Raw genomic sequence first — 14,555 nt, forward strand, 5'->3', positions numbered from 1 at the left:
GTCGAACGACGAAATAGACATCGAAGGATGCTCCGCATGGCATAGCTCAGCAGAGTGGGCGGCTAGCTTCTACGGTGTCTTGTAGACAGTAAACTTACGAGCATGGGCAACATACGCTAATGGCTGCCTCGGATTCGCACCCCGGGCGGCGCGAATCTGAGACACTACTTCAAACGCTAACGGAATGATGCCAAGAGCTGCCACTGCCTTACCTTGAAGCCCACCCTCACCGGAGTAACTCAACCCTGCGGCCACCATGGGGATCAGAGATGAGCAGATGATTCTTCCAAAGCTAGGCTTCATGGCGGACTCGATTTCTTTGATCTGCTCTTGGCAATCCATGATGAACAGACGCGTTCTCTCCAGCCGTTCTTCCGCGTTCGTTACGCCAGCCATCTGGATACAGTGCTGCTCAACCGCTAAGCGAAACCTAGGCAGCAGATGCCCATGACGATGCTTGAACTGGGCAAGTTGTTGAACAGAAACACCCTCTACCGGAGTAGGCAGTAAATTCTCGAGTACCACTTCACGGGCTTTCCTTACATGAGGGCTGCGTCGGATCGTGGATGGCGACGGTGAGCGACCTGGAAGCGCCCATCCATCTGTCACTGGCACAGCGTCGATATGGCCCAGCGCGCCCAACGTCACCGCAAGGTAGAACATGAAGTCTCGAGCCACATCTTCTCGCACGTTGTACCAAGTGTAATCAGCCTGAGATGCCAACTCGTGCTGGACTAGGTAGTCGGTAATTCTGTGCAGTTTTTCAGCGTGGATTCGCGTGTAGCGAAAAGGCTGTTGCGTGGATGCTTTAAAGTTGACAGCCTGGCGGTGGGCCTCAAGATACTCGATGAAATGGTCAGAAAATCCCGGGCAATCATAGAGGTGGATGCCAGGAACAACTTGCTTCACGAGCCCTTCAGACAGCAGCCCTCGCATGAATTGACTCAACTGCTCAGGTCTGTCCAGGTGATCCATAGGTACGATCGTGGCCAACCCGTCCCAGTAGAGTAGCGACCTAGCACTCCAAGCATCCTGCGGCAGATTTATGTAAGGGAAGTACAGAGCGTTATTGCTCATGAATTAATCCTTCACCATCAAGATTCGAGTCCCGGCCATGCCGGGTACCGAGAAATCTAGAAACCCATGAAACTTTATGCCATCCACCTTCCGCGAACCTGCCAGTGCTTTCTCGATATCGACATCGTCGATCGAAGCTCGAAACACTTCTTAGGTCGTCAGTGAAAGGTGTCGTCACGACGTCCCATGACCCGCTGCTGGAACTCAGAGACGGCCTGAAAGAGACTCTCAGCCTCCAGGCGTAAACGTTCAAGCTCGACCTCAGAAGCCTTCGCGGCTTGAGCCTCGTAATAGCGCTTCATCGCGTCCAACGCCTGAGTCATCAGCGGGTTGCCCGGCTCCAGAATCGAGAAGATGTGCTTGTTCATTCGCCGGAGTCCTCCTTGCTTCAAAACCTGAGACCCTAGAACCCAGCAATCCTGCTGGAGCGGATCACCCCACGATGTCACCCAGGATGCATAATGCGCGTTATGTCAGGGCATGACTCGACGCTTCATGAAATCTTCATCGATCGCAACCCCAAAGAGAAAGCCGCAGAGCAGGCGTTCCTGGCGCTCGCACAGAACGGCTATGTGCCCATCGCACCAGACCCCGCCGACAAGGCCTTCGAGATAGCAAACAAACACAAGCGTCAGGCGACAAACTTACGACCAGCCGAAGACCCAGAGTCTGATCCAGATGACACCTGATCCCCCCGCTCCCCTGAGAACGACTCAGGAGATCCCACAACGCAGCATAGACTCCTCCTGCACGCAGAGAACTAAACATGATCACTTTCGATTTGAACACAAACGACGCCGAGGCCCTGCTCCGCCATTGCGAGCAATTCATCCCTCAATCGAGCGACGCCCGGGAAGACCGTCGTTTGGAGGATGCCCTCCTCACCTTGGCAGAAGCGCTGAGAGCTCACCTCGAATCTGAGTAATTTTTTGAGGTCGGGAACCCTCGGCCCCTCTCCTCTCTCGCAAATGGCGCGACTTTGCCATAACGCGTTACCGCTGTGGCCTCGCGAACTACATCGTCTACGATTCGCTGCCACTCGACAATGCGCCAATAGCCGGCCTTAGCTCGCCCTTGAAGTCAGACCAAATCAGCACCAGCGAGGCGATTTTTCTCCCGGCTCTATGAGCTCCGCGCCCATCTGCGCCATTTCTTGTTTGGGCAAAAAGTATCGATGCCCCTAGAGTCGTTCTCCGGCGAAGAAAGCGAAGCAGTCGTCGTCAAGCACGTCGTGATCAGACCTCGAAGACCCAACGGCATAACAGGAGTACAAATGTTCTCCTTCTAGGAAAATGGCCTATACTGTATGCATCAACAGCTTCTCGACGGATGTGTAGGCCTAATGTGCCGATCGTAAAAAGATCTGAGCCGTCAACGCCGTTGATACCGAAAGCACCGTGATAGACTGCCGCAGAGCTTATTACCGGGGGGATGACAGGCTGGAATTACCTCAGTTTGAGTGTAAGGGGGCACAACTGGATGCGCGAAACGATCGAGCACTTAGGAGCATCGCATGACGCTTAGAACGTCGTTCTCTACTGTGCTACGTGCCCTCAGGGCTAAGCGGAACATCTCGCAAAGGGAATTTGGCGACACCGCCAGTCGCACGTTTCTATCCAAACTCGAGGGGGGACGAGCTAGCCCTACACTCGATAAGCTCGAACAGATCAGTCAGCGCCTAGATCTGAGCCCACTGTCGCTGTTAACTCTGACCCTGAGTGCAGATTCAGGCCTGTCTGTAAGTGACTTGATCAAGACACTCAGAGCGGAGATGGAAAGTCTGGAGCGGGACGGTGGAATCACCGGCCTGGAGTACGAAATGCGCGGGATAATTGCGCCACCGGCATCGACCGTTTCACGAAAGCGCCTCTCTGCAGTGCAATCAAGTCAGTCAGAGCTGCAATTTTTAGAGTAGGAGCCCAGTTACGGAAAATAGGCCCGACGCAGCACCAAAAAGCATGAACAGATCCGCTACAGCACCGTGCGTCAGCACATGCATGGTCTAACTCGCCAGGCAACAAACCATAACCTGGCCCAAAAGCCCCCGCCTCAAGGGGCTTTCGATGGCAGACCCCAATCTTATTTGGCTACCCAGCCTTCAACCTCATCGGCACCGTACTGGGCTTTCCACTCTTTCAACAGTTTGTGGTTGCCGCCCTTAGTTTCAATGATCTCCCCGTTGTGGGGGTTCTTGTACTGCTTCACTTGGCGGGCGCGACGCGGTGATTTCTCAGCCACAGCTGGGGCGCTACGACGACCAGCTTGAGGATCCAAGAGGTTGATGATGTCCCGCAGGCTGAAGCCGTATTTGTTCAGCAAATCACGAAGCTTTTCTTCAAATTCGATTTCCTTTTTCAGCTCGGTGCTGCCCTTCATCGCTTCGAGCTCAGCGAGCTGCGCGGCCAAGGTCTGTTCAAGCTTTCGGAATTCTGCCAAACGAGACATATATAATCCTCAGGTGCTTTAAAAAGTGCTTACAGATTAACCCAAATTTAGCATCAGGCCTAATGAATTTGATACTGCAACGCGTAGTTAGTTCACCACAACAGCAACATAGGGAACTATATCCATCCTACTAACTAGGCTCGTATCGCTTCATGCACCTACCCGAGCGAAGCGCTGCGCGTCCAAGGATGTTACCGCCGAGAAGCCAGCACCTTTTTTAAAGCTCATATTGTGAACAAAGTTGTTCACCGCATCCGAAGGGTCGATGGCTTCGAGGTTAAGACCTTCGACAGTGGCACGGGAGAATGCAACGCTGAGGATGGGCTGATCTTCCATGTGCCCGGTAGAGCTGTTCAGCACGTTATCCATCGCAGTAACGATGACCAGGTCGTCCGGCAAGATGGCCAGCAGCTCGCGGCCTACCCGCAGTGCGCAACTGCATACGTAATCCTGGTGTAGTTCGTTGAAGCGGCCTGCAGGCATCGCCTTGGTCGACAGTTTTCCGCTTTTGAGCAGCGATTTGATCTCGGTGGGAATGACGTGCGAGCCGTGAATAGCCAGCTTTGCCTCTAGCACGCCTCCCTCATGGACGATCATCTGAATGGATGAGCCGAGGTGCGCAATTTCCTCGAATGACTCGAACGCTTCGATAGCGTCGAGCTTTGCCTGGCGATCGCCATCAAGAATCCGCAGGGCAATGTCCCGCTCCTCCGACCAGTCAGAGTGCTGAGTCTTCCACTCTTCAAACTGCCCTTGGAATACCCGCTCATCTTCGGCTTGGGCAGTGGCGATTTTCGAAATGAGCGCTGCGCGCTGACGACTCTCTAGCTTGAACAACCTAGCCCAGAAGCTCGGACGATAGGTCGCCGAGGCGTGCATGGCAGCCTGCTCGAGGGCTCCGCTTTTCAAAGGCGGCTTGGGCTCCGGCTTGGATAAGATTTTTTTCCACTTCACTGGCTCGGCGCATTCCTTATGCATCGAAAGCAGGATATCGATGTGGTTCTCATACACGTCGACTTCATAGGCGGCCTGCTCTAGGGCCTCCATTTTCGCGAACTCCTTTTGACGCTTTTCAAGCTCGCGCTGCCGTCGATGCGCATTTCGCTCTGCCCGCCTGGCAGACGCATGTAACGAACGCACTGTCCCTTTCCAACCCATCACGATACTCCCTGCCGATTACGTGATAGCACATTAACATAACCAATGATCGCGCTTGAACAAACCAGCTACCCGCTCTCGCACTCCCAGACTCACTCAGCTTGGAGGCGGTTCCTCCCTCGGTTCAACCTTGCCTCATCCTGCCTGAGCTCTTTCTTGAGACCCGCCCAAGTAGGGTTGCGATTTCTCGCGGGAAGCTGGTCAGCTCTTCCCCCATCGGGGCCGGCGCGTGGACAAAAGTGATGTATAGGCCCGTTGCCCAGCATTTCATTTAGCGTTAAGCGGATTCTCAAAGCAGCTACAATGACGAAAGTCAAGAGGCCTGCTTTTTAAAGAGCGCACGAGGGAAAGCCATGGAGTGAATAGGGCCTGCCTCACTCATCAGAGATGAGCAAGGCAAATATTCGGCGTCAATTAAAATGTCAACATTGGCATGCTAATTTAAACGACTTCGCGGGTTCACTTTATGAGTTGCGCCAAAACCTGAACCGGCTTTCGCCTCTTGAAACTTTCATCCCTAGATCTCGACGAATATCTTGCCAAGCCTGTTCAAGCACATCGCTGGCTTGCGAGTTTAGTTTGTTAAGAAGAGCCCCTAGCTCGGTGCGCCCCGACTTCAATTCCCGCACGACTTCTTCGATAGTGCGCGTCAGCTGCTTTGAGGACTCCTTGCGACTGTCCAGCATGAGCTCAATAATGCTTTGGATATAGATAAGCTCGCTAAATATCTCATCCGAGGCGTCTTTATTCAAGTAATCTTTATCATTATCTAGCTTGTAGTGAATGAGCGCCACTTTGGAAGAAAATTCCGCAATTTTCGATCTAAGACCACTCTGCCATTCATTCCGGAAATTTGCGGCCGAAGATTTAATTTGGCTTTGCTGTGACTGCTTGGCAAGCCAGGCAATTGCTAGCCCAACCACAAGGGAGGCAATGACCGCTGGCCAATCGGTATCATTTTCTACTTTTACGGTATAAACTTTCTTGTCGGAAATACCCAGAGTCGATTGCAGCGCACCTTCGGCCTTTGGATTCGGTGGTAGAAGTTGGCCGATATTAATGCTAATGCTGCGGTCATCGCTCACGCTTTGGGAGTGATCTGCCGATTCTGGCGGACAAGATGGCGCTGGTGCAGCTTTGAAGACTGGCTTTTGCGGGATGGGGCAGTCCATGATTTAGCTTTGAAATCCTTCAGTGTGATTATAAATTCGATATCACCGCCTGCAACGGGCGTATTGCTTAGCGGTCTCAATTTTCAGCCAAGATAACTTCTTATCTTATTTTTGCCACCTACATCTCAGAGAGTTACTGCTTGGCACGTAGTGACCTAGAATTTCAAGCCATCGACTTACGAAAGCTGCGAAGACATGCATTATGAGCTTTCTTTTCACTCAGCATTTTTATCCACTGGGCATGTAACGACTAGTATCAATGCGCCATTATCGTGCATGGACTGGGAAAAATTCAACTGTAAATATCCGTTAACCTACTGCTAAAGGGGCCATGATCGCTCCAGTTTGAAAGCTTCCGTTGGGCTATCGATTCAACGAAGCTCCCGCATACAGACAAAAAAGCCCGAATGGATTCGACCATTCGGGCCCCAGTGGCGCTGCAACCCGACGCTAGGGAGCAGTAGATGTTTGGATCAGAGCATCACCCTTCTTTAGGGAGCTGTCCTTGCTGGCAGTCATCAAATGAGGTGCTGTCTCACGCGCAAAACTCACCGCAATGAAGGTCAGTAAACCTCCGAACATGATGTAGAGAGCCAGCGGCCAAGAACCACCTGACCAAGCGACCAGAGTGGTGGCGATGAAGGGCACAGGCCCGCTGTGGATCATGCCCCCGCCGTGATAGCCAATGGCAGAGCCGGTATACCGCAGCTGCGTGTCGAACTGTTCTGTTACGAAGCTTGCAAGCGGGCCATAAGTGGCGGCATGAAGAACTGGCAAGCAGAGCATCAGAGCCATATAGACGTGCAGCGTCTTGCCAGAGTCGACAAGCCAGAAAATGGGATAAGCAAAGATCATAGTAAGCACGCAACCGGTCATCAGCACAGGGCGGCGTCCGTACTTATCAGCCAGAATCGCAATGAACGGGATCGTGAATACTTGGATAAATGACGCTAAACAGACAGCCCCTAGGACAGTCGATCGTGGCATACCCAAGGTCTTCGAACCGTACTGAAGGATGAAGACCGTTGCGATGTAGAAGATGATGTTTGGAGCGGCCATCGAGAACATGGTGATGAGTACCGATCGCCATGCCTTCGTCACAACCTCGGTTATCGGGAACCGAGCCTCCCGCCCTTCCCGCTTGATCTCGGCGAACTCTGGTGTCTCGGTTATCTTTAGCCGGATGTAGAGGCCGAGGACAACCAAGAGTGCGCTTGCTATGAACGGAACTCGCCATCCCCAGCTCATCATCTGATCGTCAGGTAGCAACTGCACCAGATAGAACGATGAAGTCGCCAGGACGAGACCCGCGGGGATGCCGCACTGAGGCCAGCTCCCATAGAAGGCGCGCCGACCTGGAGGAGCATGCTCTACCGCCATTAAAACTGCGCCACTCCACTCTCCTCCAATCGCGATGCCTTGGATCAGACGTGCAGTCAAAAGCAGGATGGGAGCCAACACACCGACCTGCTCATAAGTCGGCATTAATCCCACGGATAGCGTGGACAAACCCATCATCAACAAGCTCAAAACCAGCATGGCTTTGCGTCCAAGCCGATCCCCGAAGTGCCCGAAAATTACGCCACCCAGAGGCCTGGCTACGAACGCAGCACCGAAGGCGCCAAATGCGGCTAGTGTACCGAGCAGCGGATCCAGTGTCGGAAAGAAGACCTTATTGAAAATCAGGGCTGCGGCGGTACCGAAGAGAAAGAAGTCAAAGTACTCAATCAAAGTCCCGATGAAGCTGGCAAAAGCCACCCTTACAATCGGTGAGCGGTGCGGTGTATCGCTGAGGTGACTCATGGGCACATCTCCACTGGAGGTCTCTTGTTGTGTTTGTGAACCGTCCTGCTGCTCGAAGTACTGAGCAGCCAAAGGGGAGATTGCAAGGGGCGTACCAGCACAAATATTCAATCTAGGTTATTGTTTTTAATAGAATTAAATTGTGACTTTATGCCCAGCCTCGGTAAAACTGTCCTCGACGAAGACACATTAATCTGCAGGGCTACATAAGCAAAAACGGCCCCGCGGGGCCGTTTTGGAAGAGAGCTGGGAAATCCTAGAGCGCCATGCCTTGCCCACCATCGTAATAGATGGTTTCGCCAGTGAAGTAAGGCATGTTTTCCTTAAAGAGCATGGCTATCAACCCTGCCACGTCCTGAGCAGATCCTGGGCCACCTACTGGGATACGGGATGCGAGGTAGTTTTTGATTTTTTCCGACTGGAGAAACTCTTTGTTCAGATCCGTTTCGATGTATCCGGGTGCGACTGTCAACACTCGAATCCCTTTGGAGGCCCACTCCACGGCCAAGCAACGCCCGACGGCAGCAATCGCTGCTTTGGAGGCGGCATAGGCCGCATTGCGTTTCACCCCCATTTTATCGAAAAACGAACCAACGTTCACAATCAAGCCACCACCGTTTTTTTCCAGAAACGGATAGACCTGCTGACAGGCAGAGAACGTCCCCGCGACGTTCGTCTGGATCACTTCGTTGAAATCTGCTAAGGGCTGCTGCGCAGAAGGAGCTTCCGCTTGGATGCCGGCGTTATTGATCAGGCCATGGATGGATCCGACTTTGGCGGTGAAAGCCTCCATCGCGCCTGCAATCGACGAAGAATCTGTGACATCGCCCTTGAGGAAGATCAGTCGGTCGCGGAGCTCATCGGGTACCAAGGAGGATTCAGGGCCCACGCCTTTTCGCGAGAAGCAACCAACGGTGTGGCCACGATTGGCGAGCTCCACCGCGAGCACTGCTCCAATGCCGCGACTCGCACCGGTAAGGAATATGTTCTTAGCGCTCATGTTCATTGATCCTTGAATTGAGGGGCACGTTTCTCAACGAAGGCACTCATGCCCTCTGCCGCGTCTGTAGTCTGGAAGGCAAGCGTGGCGAGGTCTGCTTCGATGCGAAGTCCGTCGACGAGCGTCCCGCTAAGAGCTCGCTGAACAGCTTCACGCGCGAAGCCTGTAGCGAGCTTGCTATAACCTCGGAATTGATCTGCAAAGGCTATTGCAGCTCCCACCACCTCACCCTCAATGACTTGGTTCACAAGCCCGATGGAGTGCGCTTCGCTTGCTTCTACAGTGCGCCCTGTCAGGATCAACTCCATCGCTCTAGCTTCCCCGATCAGTCTCGGAAGACGCTGCGTCCCGCCGTAGCCAGGCATCAGGCCCAGCTTGACCTCAGGCAAACCCATTTTTGCTTTCGATGAGGCAATTCTGAAGGTACATGCCAGCGCGAGCTCTAGCCCGCCACCAAAGGTGTATCCGTTAATGGCAGCAATTGATGGGACAGGAAAGCGATCCAGCCGGGAAAACACAGCCTGCCCCAGTTCCAGCCCCTTTCGTTGCTGTACAAGCGTGCGGTCTTGTAGCTCTTTGATGTCAGCGCCAGCACAGAAAGCTTTTTCTCCTGCGCCAGTGATGATCAATGCGCTGATGTCCCAGCGAGCTGCTTCGTCTAAGGCGTCCCCGATTTCGGCCAGTATTGCAAAGCTGAGCGCGTTCAGCGCTTCAGGACGATCCAGTACCAGGTGAGCATATGGCCCTTCCCGGGTGAGAGATACCGTCATCGACTTTCCTCGTTTTTGTTTGACTCAATGCGCTTCGAGTTCAGGAGTGCGATAAACCTGCCCGGCATCGGCAGGTACCCATGATGCTATCCGCAAACTACGTGCCATGCCGTGGTGAATTCCTCGAAACCAAGCCGTACGCGGTGAGCACAGGTACATCGCACGCTCCTCAAGACCAGATTGTCTTCGTTGCCGACAAAACTGCGTCTTGGCGTGTTTTTAGAGCGGACACTTTCATTCAAGAAACTCATGGTTCAGTCACTCGAGGCAAGCACAGTCGAGCCGGGTTGTCGCTTGGCACACCCCTTGCGAATGGATGCTTTGAACCCTATTGGAGAGTCCGTATGCATTCGACTAGCCCAGTGATCATCCAGCAAGAACGCTCACTACGGATCATGGAGGTAGCAGCTCGACTGTTTCATGAACAAGGATATGAAGCAGTATCGCTACGCGAGATCGCTAAAGGCTCTGGCATCAGTTCAGGATCGCTGTACCACTACATCGAAAGCAAACAAACGCTGCTTCTTGATCTCATGGATGAGTCCCTAAGCGCCCTCTTGACAGCTGTGACGGCCACAGAAGTTTTTCGCCAGAAACCTAGGTATCAATTAACAGCGCTCATGAAGGTTTTTCTGCATCAAGCAAAGAAGGATCGCCTCCCTCTTGCTCTTGCGTACAGGGAGCTTGGACGGCTGCCGAAAGATAAGCGCGCCGAGGTGGAAGAACTCCATCGTCGCTTCAGGCATCTTTTAGGACAGGCAATATGGGCACGCTGCGGTCTGGACATGTCGCAAGCCAAGCTCTCTGGCGTAACCAATAGCATCTTGGCCATTCTGAAGAGCCATCTGTATGACGATCCGTGGCTCGTGGAAGATTGCCACTGCGACTTGCTCTGTCGGCTTGTAGATACGCTGGTAGTCGAACTCGCGGAACCATAGGGCGATCACTTCGAGGCTGGGCAGCACTCGTAGCCCCGTCAGCCAGGCAGCGTGAGAACGAAGACCTGGAGGCGTTGAAAATGGCTACCCCAGCTAGCGAGTAGCTGGGGTAAGCAATAGACGCCCAATGACCTACTTGATCGTAAGTCCGCCGTCCACAACGAAGGAGGCGCCGTGGATAAATTGGGCTGCATCGCTTGCAAGGAAAAGGGCAACGTTGGCGATATCTTGAGGTGTCCCGACGCGGCCAGCAGGAACGCTTCGTACAACCTTGCCGAATTTTGAGTCACTATCGGCAAGCACATCTCTAGTCATGCTGGTTTCAATCATTCCAGGGCAGATCGCGTTAGCACGGATACCTTGGCGACCATAGTCGTAAGACAGCTGTTTGGTGAAACCCAACACTGCATGCTTGCTGGTTGTGTACGCTGCTCCTCCCCCTCCTGCAAACAATCCGGCGGTGGAGGAGATATTTACAATAACCCCAGCACCATTTGCCAGCATGTGAGGCAAAACCTCCCGGGTAAGCCGGAAAAGGCTGCCCACGTTGATGTCGATGGTACGATCCCAGAGCTCATCGTCCGTATCCAGACAGCGGTTGAAGCCGTCCAAAACTCCTGCCGTATTACACAGGATGTCTATTCCTCCTAGCTCTTGCTGAACGGCCTCGACACAGGCCTTTACCGAATGAGGTTCGCGAAGATCAACTGGTAATGTCAGCATATGATCATCCTGCGATGCCAACAGCGCCTCGAGCCCGTGAGTATCGATATCCAGAGCCGCGACTTTCGCCCCGGCTGCTCTGAACAATTCTACCTGGGCGCGTCCAATACCAGAGGCAGCACCGGTGATCAGCGCAACCTTCCCATCCAGTCGTAACAGGGTGTCAACAACATCGCGATTGATGGTCATGCGCTGGCCACCTCTGCGGTACCGCTCCAGCGAACAGCGGTCGGCTTTAGATGGCCGTCCTTGACCTGCTCAGTCAATTCTCGCTTCAGAATTTTACCGCTGGCGGTCATTGGGAAGGCTTCAACACACAGATAGTATTCAGGCATATCAAATCGAGAGAGACCAACCTCATTGAGGTGATGGAGGATTTCATCGCCAGTGGGCTGAGTACCTGGTGCTGGAATGATTGCAAGGCACACTTTTTCGCCTAACCGAGGATCGGCTACTGGAAAAGCAGCAGCTTTCGCAACCACTGGGTTTCGAAGAGCCAGGTTTTCGATCTCTGCGGGGTAGATGTTGTGCCCCCCACGGATAATCAGGTCTTTCGACCGTCCCACAATCTCGAGATTGCCCTCCTCATCCATTCGTCCTAAGTCACCACTCATGAACCAGCCGTGACGGTTGAACGACGCTTGAGTTGAGGCGTGATTTCCGAAGTACCCGAGCATTAGAGTTGCACCGCGGCCACCGATCTCTCCAACCTCCCCAGGTGAAGCTTCAATGTCGCGATTGTCGGCTTTCCAAATTTTCACTTCATAGGCCGGATTGCCACGGCCTACAGGTTTCCCAACAGTCCTGGTCAGCGTTTCAACGCTATCGGAGGGAACCGTCGCATTGTGTGACCCGTTCTCACTCATGCCATAGATGTTCTGAGGCATCACACCAAGCGCTACTAGCTGCCTTGCAACCTCTTCAGGGATCGCAGCACCCGCCAGGTAGAATGTTTTCACCCGACCAAGTTGCTTAAGCCCCCTTCTGCGCACTTCTTGAAGGATATCGATTGCATGGGTAGGCACGCCCATGACGTAAGCCGCGCCACATTCAATGATTCGGTCAAGGGGTTGAACCCCCTTGAGTTGATCGTTGACCACGAATTCACAGCCGGTAACCAAGCATTGCTCCAACCCCACCGTCGCCACATGGTGACTAAGGGGGCCCAAGCAGTACATGACCGTTTCACGGGACAGTGCCCAGTCAGCGACGAGCGCCCTGCCATTCGCCAGCAATGTGTTGTCGCTATGCATCAGTGCCTTGGGTTGACCGGTAGTGCCCGAGGTAAATGCGATGTAAACAATCTTGTCTGGGTTATCGTCGCACGGCGGTAGTTCATGTCCGGCCAGATCCCGAGGGAAATGCTCTGCGGATTGCGGCAACTCGAAATCTAAGCTCCTTGGGGCCGCAAGCGCATATGCTCGACAGAAGCCTTTAAGCCCTTGCAGCCGAGGAAAGATGTCCATCCTGTCAGAATCTGCACCGTATCCGGGCTGACCGACAAACGCCCGTACATCGCACCGTTCGATCAAGGTGAAAACTTCATCAACGGTGTGGTTCTGATGTAACGCTTGCATCGAAACATAGCCGTTGCGCGAACAGGCGAGGAACAAAACCACGCATTCGACTCGGCTTGGCAACCATCCTGCCACGCGGTCACCGCTTTGCAGACCAGCGCTATGCAATGCAGCGGCTACGCTATCGGCCCAGCTTACTAGCTGCGCCCAGGTCAGACGGTGCTGACAATCTTGAATTGCAAAGCGGTCTGGGTGCGTAATGGCATGACAGGCAGCCATTCCGTAGAGTGTCACGTCCTGCCACAGACCACGGGAATAAAAGTCCCGCGCGAGCTGGGGATCGTGCAAGGTCATCAAAGTCGAGCGCATGGTGCCTCCAATCTTATTTCTATTATTTGCGAAGGTTGAGTAGCCAGAGCGGCCTGGCGTGCAGTCAGGCTTTTTGTAAACTGCCTCCGCTCGCTGCCAAACGTCGCAACAGCGCCGATGGGCGATACCGATCTTCCTGATAGTTATCTTGCAGGCCTTTGAGCACTCGATAGATGTAACCCGTCCCTAAGCGGTCGGCCCACGCCAATGGCCCTTGGGGATAGTTCACCCCGAAACGCATCGCTTTATCGATGTCCTCGGCACTTGCAACGGACTGCAAGAGTGCGTCGGCTGCCTCGTTCGCCAGCATCGCCACAGTGCGTAGCACTACGAGGCCAGGACTGTCTTCAACTACGCTGACTTGCCAGCCAATCGACTGCAAGAAACCTGCAGCAATTTGCAGGCTGCGCGGCGATGCCTGATCAGAGGTCGCAATGGCAATTCGCCCAGGTTTTCCATAGTCAAACGCCAAGTCAAAGAGCACCAAATCAGGGACGTCGTCTTCGGCGCTACGAATAGTGGCAGTGCGGCCATCACTTAAAGCAAGCGTACAGCCCTCCAGTCGAATCACACCACTGCCTGAGCTCCGCTTGACCGCGATGCTGCTTGGAATACCCGACACCAAAGCCTCACCGGGGCCGAGGTCGCCTTCAATTATCACCACGGAAGGCGCCGGTTGAATGGGCAATTCTGCGATAACGGGGGCTTCTGCATCCGGGCCATAGGGATAAAAGCCACGCCCCGACTTCCGGCCCAGATAGCCCGCCATCACCAGCTCCTGCTGAGTGAGGGAAGGTTTGAAGCGAGGATCTTGGAAATAGGCGTTGAAGACAGAGCATGTCACAGCAAAGTTCACGTCATGGCCGATCAAGTCCATCAGTTCGAAGGGGCCCATCGGAAAACGTCCACCCTCACGGAGCAGTGCATCCAATGTAGAAGCACTGGACACCTGCTCTTCCATCAAACGTAAGGCTTCGGCATAAAAAGGACGGGCGACTCGATTGACAATAAACCCAGGTGTCGACCGCGTATGAACCGGCTTTTTGCCCCAACCCTCTGCGGTTTCGTAAAGGGTCTGAGCGACATCTGGAGCAGTGGCCAACCCTGACACGATCTCAACCAGCGCCATCAAAGGTGCAGGGTTGAAAAAGTGAAGTCCAGCTACTCGGTGAGGATGCTCAAGCTTGGCGGCAATTGCCGTGACAGAGACTGAGGAAGTATTGGTCGCAAGTAATGCTCGAGGATCAATGACGGCTTCCAGCTCAGAAAAAAGCTGCCGTTTGGCTTCGAGATCCTCAACGATAGCCTCAATTACCAAGCCCGCTTGTGCGACATCTTCGAGTGCGGTCGCGACCTTGAGAGCCTCACCTGCTAGCGCAGCGTGTTCTGAGGTCATCTTGCCCTTTTCAACCAAGCGGGAAAAAATTGCGCGTATTTGCTGACGGCTTTTCTCCGCTACTCCGTCACGAGCGTCATACAGCCAAACCGGATGGCCCGCAGCTGCGGCAACTTGAGCGATGCCACTCCCCATTGCACCAGCACCGATTACGGCGATCTGGGTCGATGTGTTCAGAGCCGCCATG

The 14,555-nt window shown here is 53.8% G+C and carries 15 protein-coding genes; 4 read left to right on the top strand and 11 right to left on the bottom strand.

All coding sequences use genetic code 11. The features are described from left to right. Positions 1-69: 69 nt before the first annotated feature. Positions 70-1,077: a hypothetical protein gene (locus tag CAG22_RS04280; protein ID WP_085704559.1), complete on the bottom strand. Its 1,008-nt coding sequence runs from the start codon at positions 1,075-1,077 to the stop codon at positions 70-72. Positions 1,078-1,235: 158 nt separating this feature from the next. Further along, complete coding sequence (locus CAG22_RS04285; protein WP_170929265.1) at positions 1,236-1,445, bottom strand: hypothetical protein; 210 nt, start codon at positions 1,443-1,445, stop codon at positions 1,236-1,238. A 93-nt stretch (positions 1,446-1,538) separates the two neighbouring features. Here CAG22_RS04285 and CAG22_RS04290 point away from each other — a divergent pair, with 93 nt between their 5' ends. From CAG22_RS04290 to CAG22_RS04295, 3 genes are all read left to right on the top strand, one after another. Continuing rightward, positions 1,539-1,766, top strand: a complete 228-nt coding sequence (locus CAG22_RS04290) for a hypothetical protein (protein WP_085704561.1) — start codon at positions 1,539-1,541, stop codon at positions 1,764-1,766. Positions 1,767-1,843: 77 nt separating this feature from the next. Continuing rightward, positions 1,844-2,002 (top strand): hypothetical protein, encoded by a 159-nt coding sequence (locus CAG22_RS28460; RefSeq protein ID WP_170929266.1) that lies wholly within the window; start codon positions 1,844-1,846, stop codon positions 2,000-2,002. Positions 2,003-2,590: 588 nt separating this feature from the next. Then, on the top strand, positions 2,591-2,992 hold the full coding sequence (locus tag CAG22_RS04295; protein ID WP_085704563.1) for a helix-turn-helix domain-containing protein: 402 nt from the start codon (positions 2,591-2,593) through the stop codon (positions 2,990-2,992). A 164-nt stretch (positions 2,993-3,156) separates the two neighbouring features. Here the strand turns inward: CAG22_RS04295 and CAG22_RS04300 are convergent, their stop codons facing one another. The 6 genes from CAG22_RS04300 to CAG22_RS04325 form a co-directional block, all read right to left on the bottom strand. Further along, positions 3,157-3,522 (bottom strand): histone-like nucleoid-structuring protein, MvaT/MvaU family, encoded by a 366-nt coding sequence (locus tag CAG22_RS04300; RefSeq protein ID WP_085704565.1) that lies wholly within the window; start codon positions 3,520-3,522, stop codon positions 3,157-3,159. A gap of 150 nt (positions 3,523-3,672) precedes the next feature. Then, the gene (locus tag CAG22_RS04305) at positions 3,673-4,569 is read right to left on the bottom strand and encodes a hypothetical protein (protein ID WP_371916846.1); all 897 of its coding nucleotides are present in this window, start codon (positions 4,567-4,569) and stop codon (positions 3,673-3,675) included. A 575-nt stretch (positions 4,570-5,144) separates the two neighbouring features. Beyond that, positions 5,145-5,852: a hypothetical protein gene (locus CAG22_RS27160; protein ID WP_139833400.1), complete on the bottom strand. Its 708-nt coding sequence runs from the start codon at positions 5,850-5,852 to the stop codon at positions 5,145-5,147. Positions 5,853-6,302: 450 nt separating this feature from the next. Beyond that, on the bottom strand, positions 6,303-7,655 hold the full coding sequence (locus CAG22_RS04315) for an MFS transporter (RefSeq protein WP_085704571.1): 1,353 nt from the start codon (positions 7,653-7,655) through the stop codon (positions 6,303-6,305). Between the two features lie 256 nt (positions 7,656-7,911). Continuing rightward, entirely contained in the window at positions 7,912-8,655 is a 744-nt protein-coding gene (locus CAG22_RS04320) for an SDR family NAD(P)-dependent oxidoreductase (protein WP_085704573.1), read from the bottom strand. A 2-nt stretch (positions 8,656-8,657) separates the two neighbouring features. After that, the gene (locus tag CAG22_RS04325) at positions 8,658-9,425 is read right to left on the bottom strand and encodes an enoyl-CoA hydratase/isomerase family protein (protein ID WP_085704575.1); all 768 of its coding nucleotides are present in this window, start codon (positions 9,423-9,425) and stop codon (positions 8,658-8,660) included. A gap of 344 nt (positions 9,426-9,769) precedes the next feature. Here CAG22_RS04325 and CAG22_RS04330 point away from each other — a divergent pair, with 344 nt between their 5' ends. After that, a complete protein-coding gene (locus CAG22_RS04330) occupies positions 9,770-10,363 on the top strand; it encodes a TetR/AcrR family transcriptional regulator (protein WP_170929267.1) in 594 nt (197 codons plus the stop codon). A 132-nt stretch (positions 10,364-10,495) separates the two neighbouring features. Here CAG22_RS04330 and CAG22_RS04335 read toward each other — a convergent pair whose 3' ends face one another. From CAG22_RS04335 to paaH, 3 genes are all read right to left on the bottom strand, one after another. Next, a complete protein-coding gene (locus tag CAG22_RS04335; protein ID WP_085704579.1) occupies positions 10,496-11,275 on the bottom strand; it encodes an SDR family NAD(P)-dependent oxidoreductase in 780 nt (259 codons plus the stop codon). Beyond that, positions 11,272-12,972, bottom strand: a complete 1,701-nt coding sequence (locus CAG22_RS04340; RefSeq protein ID WP_085704581.1) for a class I adenylate-forming enzyme family protein — start codon at positions 12,970-12,972, stop codon at positions 11,272-11,274. The genes CAG22_RS04335 and CAG22_RS04340 overlap by 4 nt, the downstream gene beginning before the upstream one ends. Positions 12,973-13,036: 64 nt before the next feature. After that, on the bottom strand, positions 13,037-14,554 hold the full coding sequence (gene paaH, locus CAG22_RS04345; RefSeq protein ID WP_085704583.1) for a 3-hydroxyacyl-CoA dehydrogenase PaaH: 1,518 nt from the start codon (positions 14,552-14,554) through the stop codon (positions 13,037-13,039). Between the last annotated feature and the right edge of the window lies 1 nt (position 14,555).

Origin of the sequence: Pseudomonas sp. B8(2017) (assembly GCF_002113575.1) — a bacterium.
Classification (GTDB): Bacteria; Pseudomonadota; Gammaproteobacteria; order Pseudomonadales; family Pseudomonadaceae; genus Aquipseudomonas; species Aquipseudomonas putida_Z.

What these genes read in the sequence shown, in the direction of transcription:
- CAG22_RS04280 (WP_085704559.1), bottom strand. Translation starts at nt 1,077, where the DNA reads ATGAGCAATAACGCTCTGTACTTCCCTTACATAAATCTGCCGCAGGAT.
- CAG22_RS04285 (WP_170929265.1), bottom strand. Translation starts at nt 1,445, where the DNA reads ATGAACAAGCACATCTTCTCGATTCTGGAGCCGGGCAACCCGCTGATG.
- CAG22_RS04290 (WP_085704561.1), top strand. Translation starts at nt 1,539, where the DNA reads ATGCGCGTTATGTCAGGGCATGACTCGACGCTTCATGAAATCTTCATC.
- CAG22_RS28460 (WP_170929266.1), top strand. Translation starts at nt 1,844, where the DNA reads ATGATCACTTTCGATTTGAACACAAACGACGCCGAGGCCCTGCTCCGC.
- CAG22_RS04295 (WP_085704563.1), top strand. Translation starts at nt 2,591, where the DNA reads ATGACGCTTAGAACGTCGTTCTCTACTGTGCTACGTGCCCTCAGGGCT.
- CAG22_RS04300 (WP_085704565.1), bottom strand. Translation starts at nt 3,522, where the DNA reads ATGTCTCGTTTGGCAGAATTCCGAAAGCTTGAACAGACCTTGGCCGCG.
- CAG22_RS04305 (WP_371916846.1), bottom strand. Translation starts at nt 4,569, where the DNA reads ATGGAGGCCCTAGAGCAGGCCGCCTATGAAGTCGACGTGTATGAGAAC.
- CAG22_RS27160 (WP_139833400.1), bottom strand. Translation starts at nt 5,852, where the DNA reads ATGGACTGCCCCATCCCGCAAAAGCCAGTCTTCAAAGCTGCACCAGCG.
- CAG22_RS04315 (WP_085704571.1), bottom strand. Translation starts at nt 7,655, where the DNA reads ATGAGTCACCTCAGCGATACACCGCACCGCTCACCGATTGTAAGGGTG.
- CAG22_RS04320 (WP_085704573.1), bottom strand. Translation starts at nt 8,655, where the DNA reads ATGAGCGCTAAGAACATATTCCTTACCGGTGCGAGTCGCGGCATTGGA.
- CAG22_RS04325 (WP_085704575.1), bottom strand. Translation starts at nt 9,425, where the DNA reads ATGACGGTATCTCTCACCCGGGAAGGGCCATATGCTCACCTGGTACTG.
- CAG22_RS04330 (WP_170929267.1), top strand. Translation starts at nt 9,770, where the DNA reads ATGCATTCGACTAGCCCAGTGATCATCCAGCAAGAACGCTCACTACGG.
- CAG22_RS04335 (WP_085704579.1), bottom strand. Translation starts at nt 11,275, where the DNA reads ATGACCATCAATCGCGATGTTGTTGACACCCTGTTACGACTGGATGGG.
- CAG22_RS04340 (WP_085704581.1), bottom strand. Translation starts at nt 12,972, where the DNA reads ATGCGCTCGACTTTGATGACCTTGCACGATCCCCAGCTCGCGCGGGAC.
- paaH (WP_085704583.1), bottom strand. Translation starts at nt 14,554, where the DNA reads ATGGCGGCTCTGAACACATCGACCCAGATCGCCGTAATCGGTGCTGGT.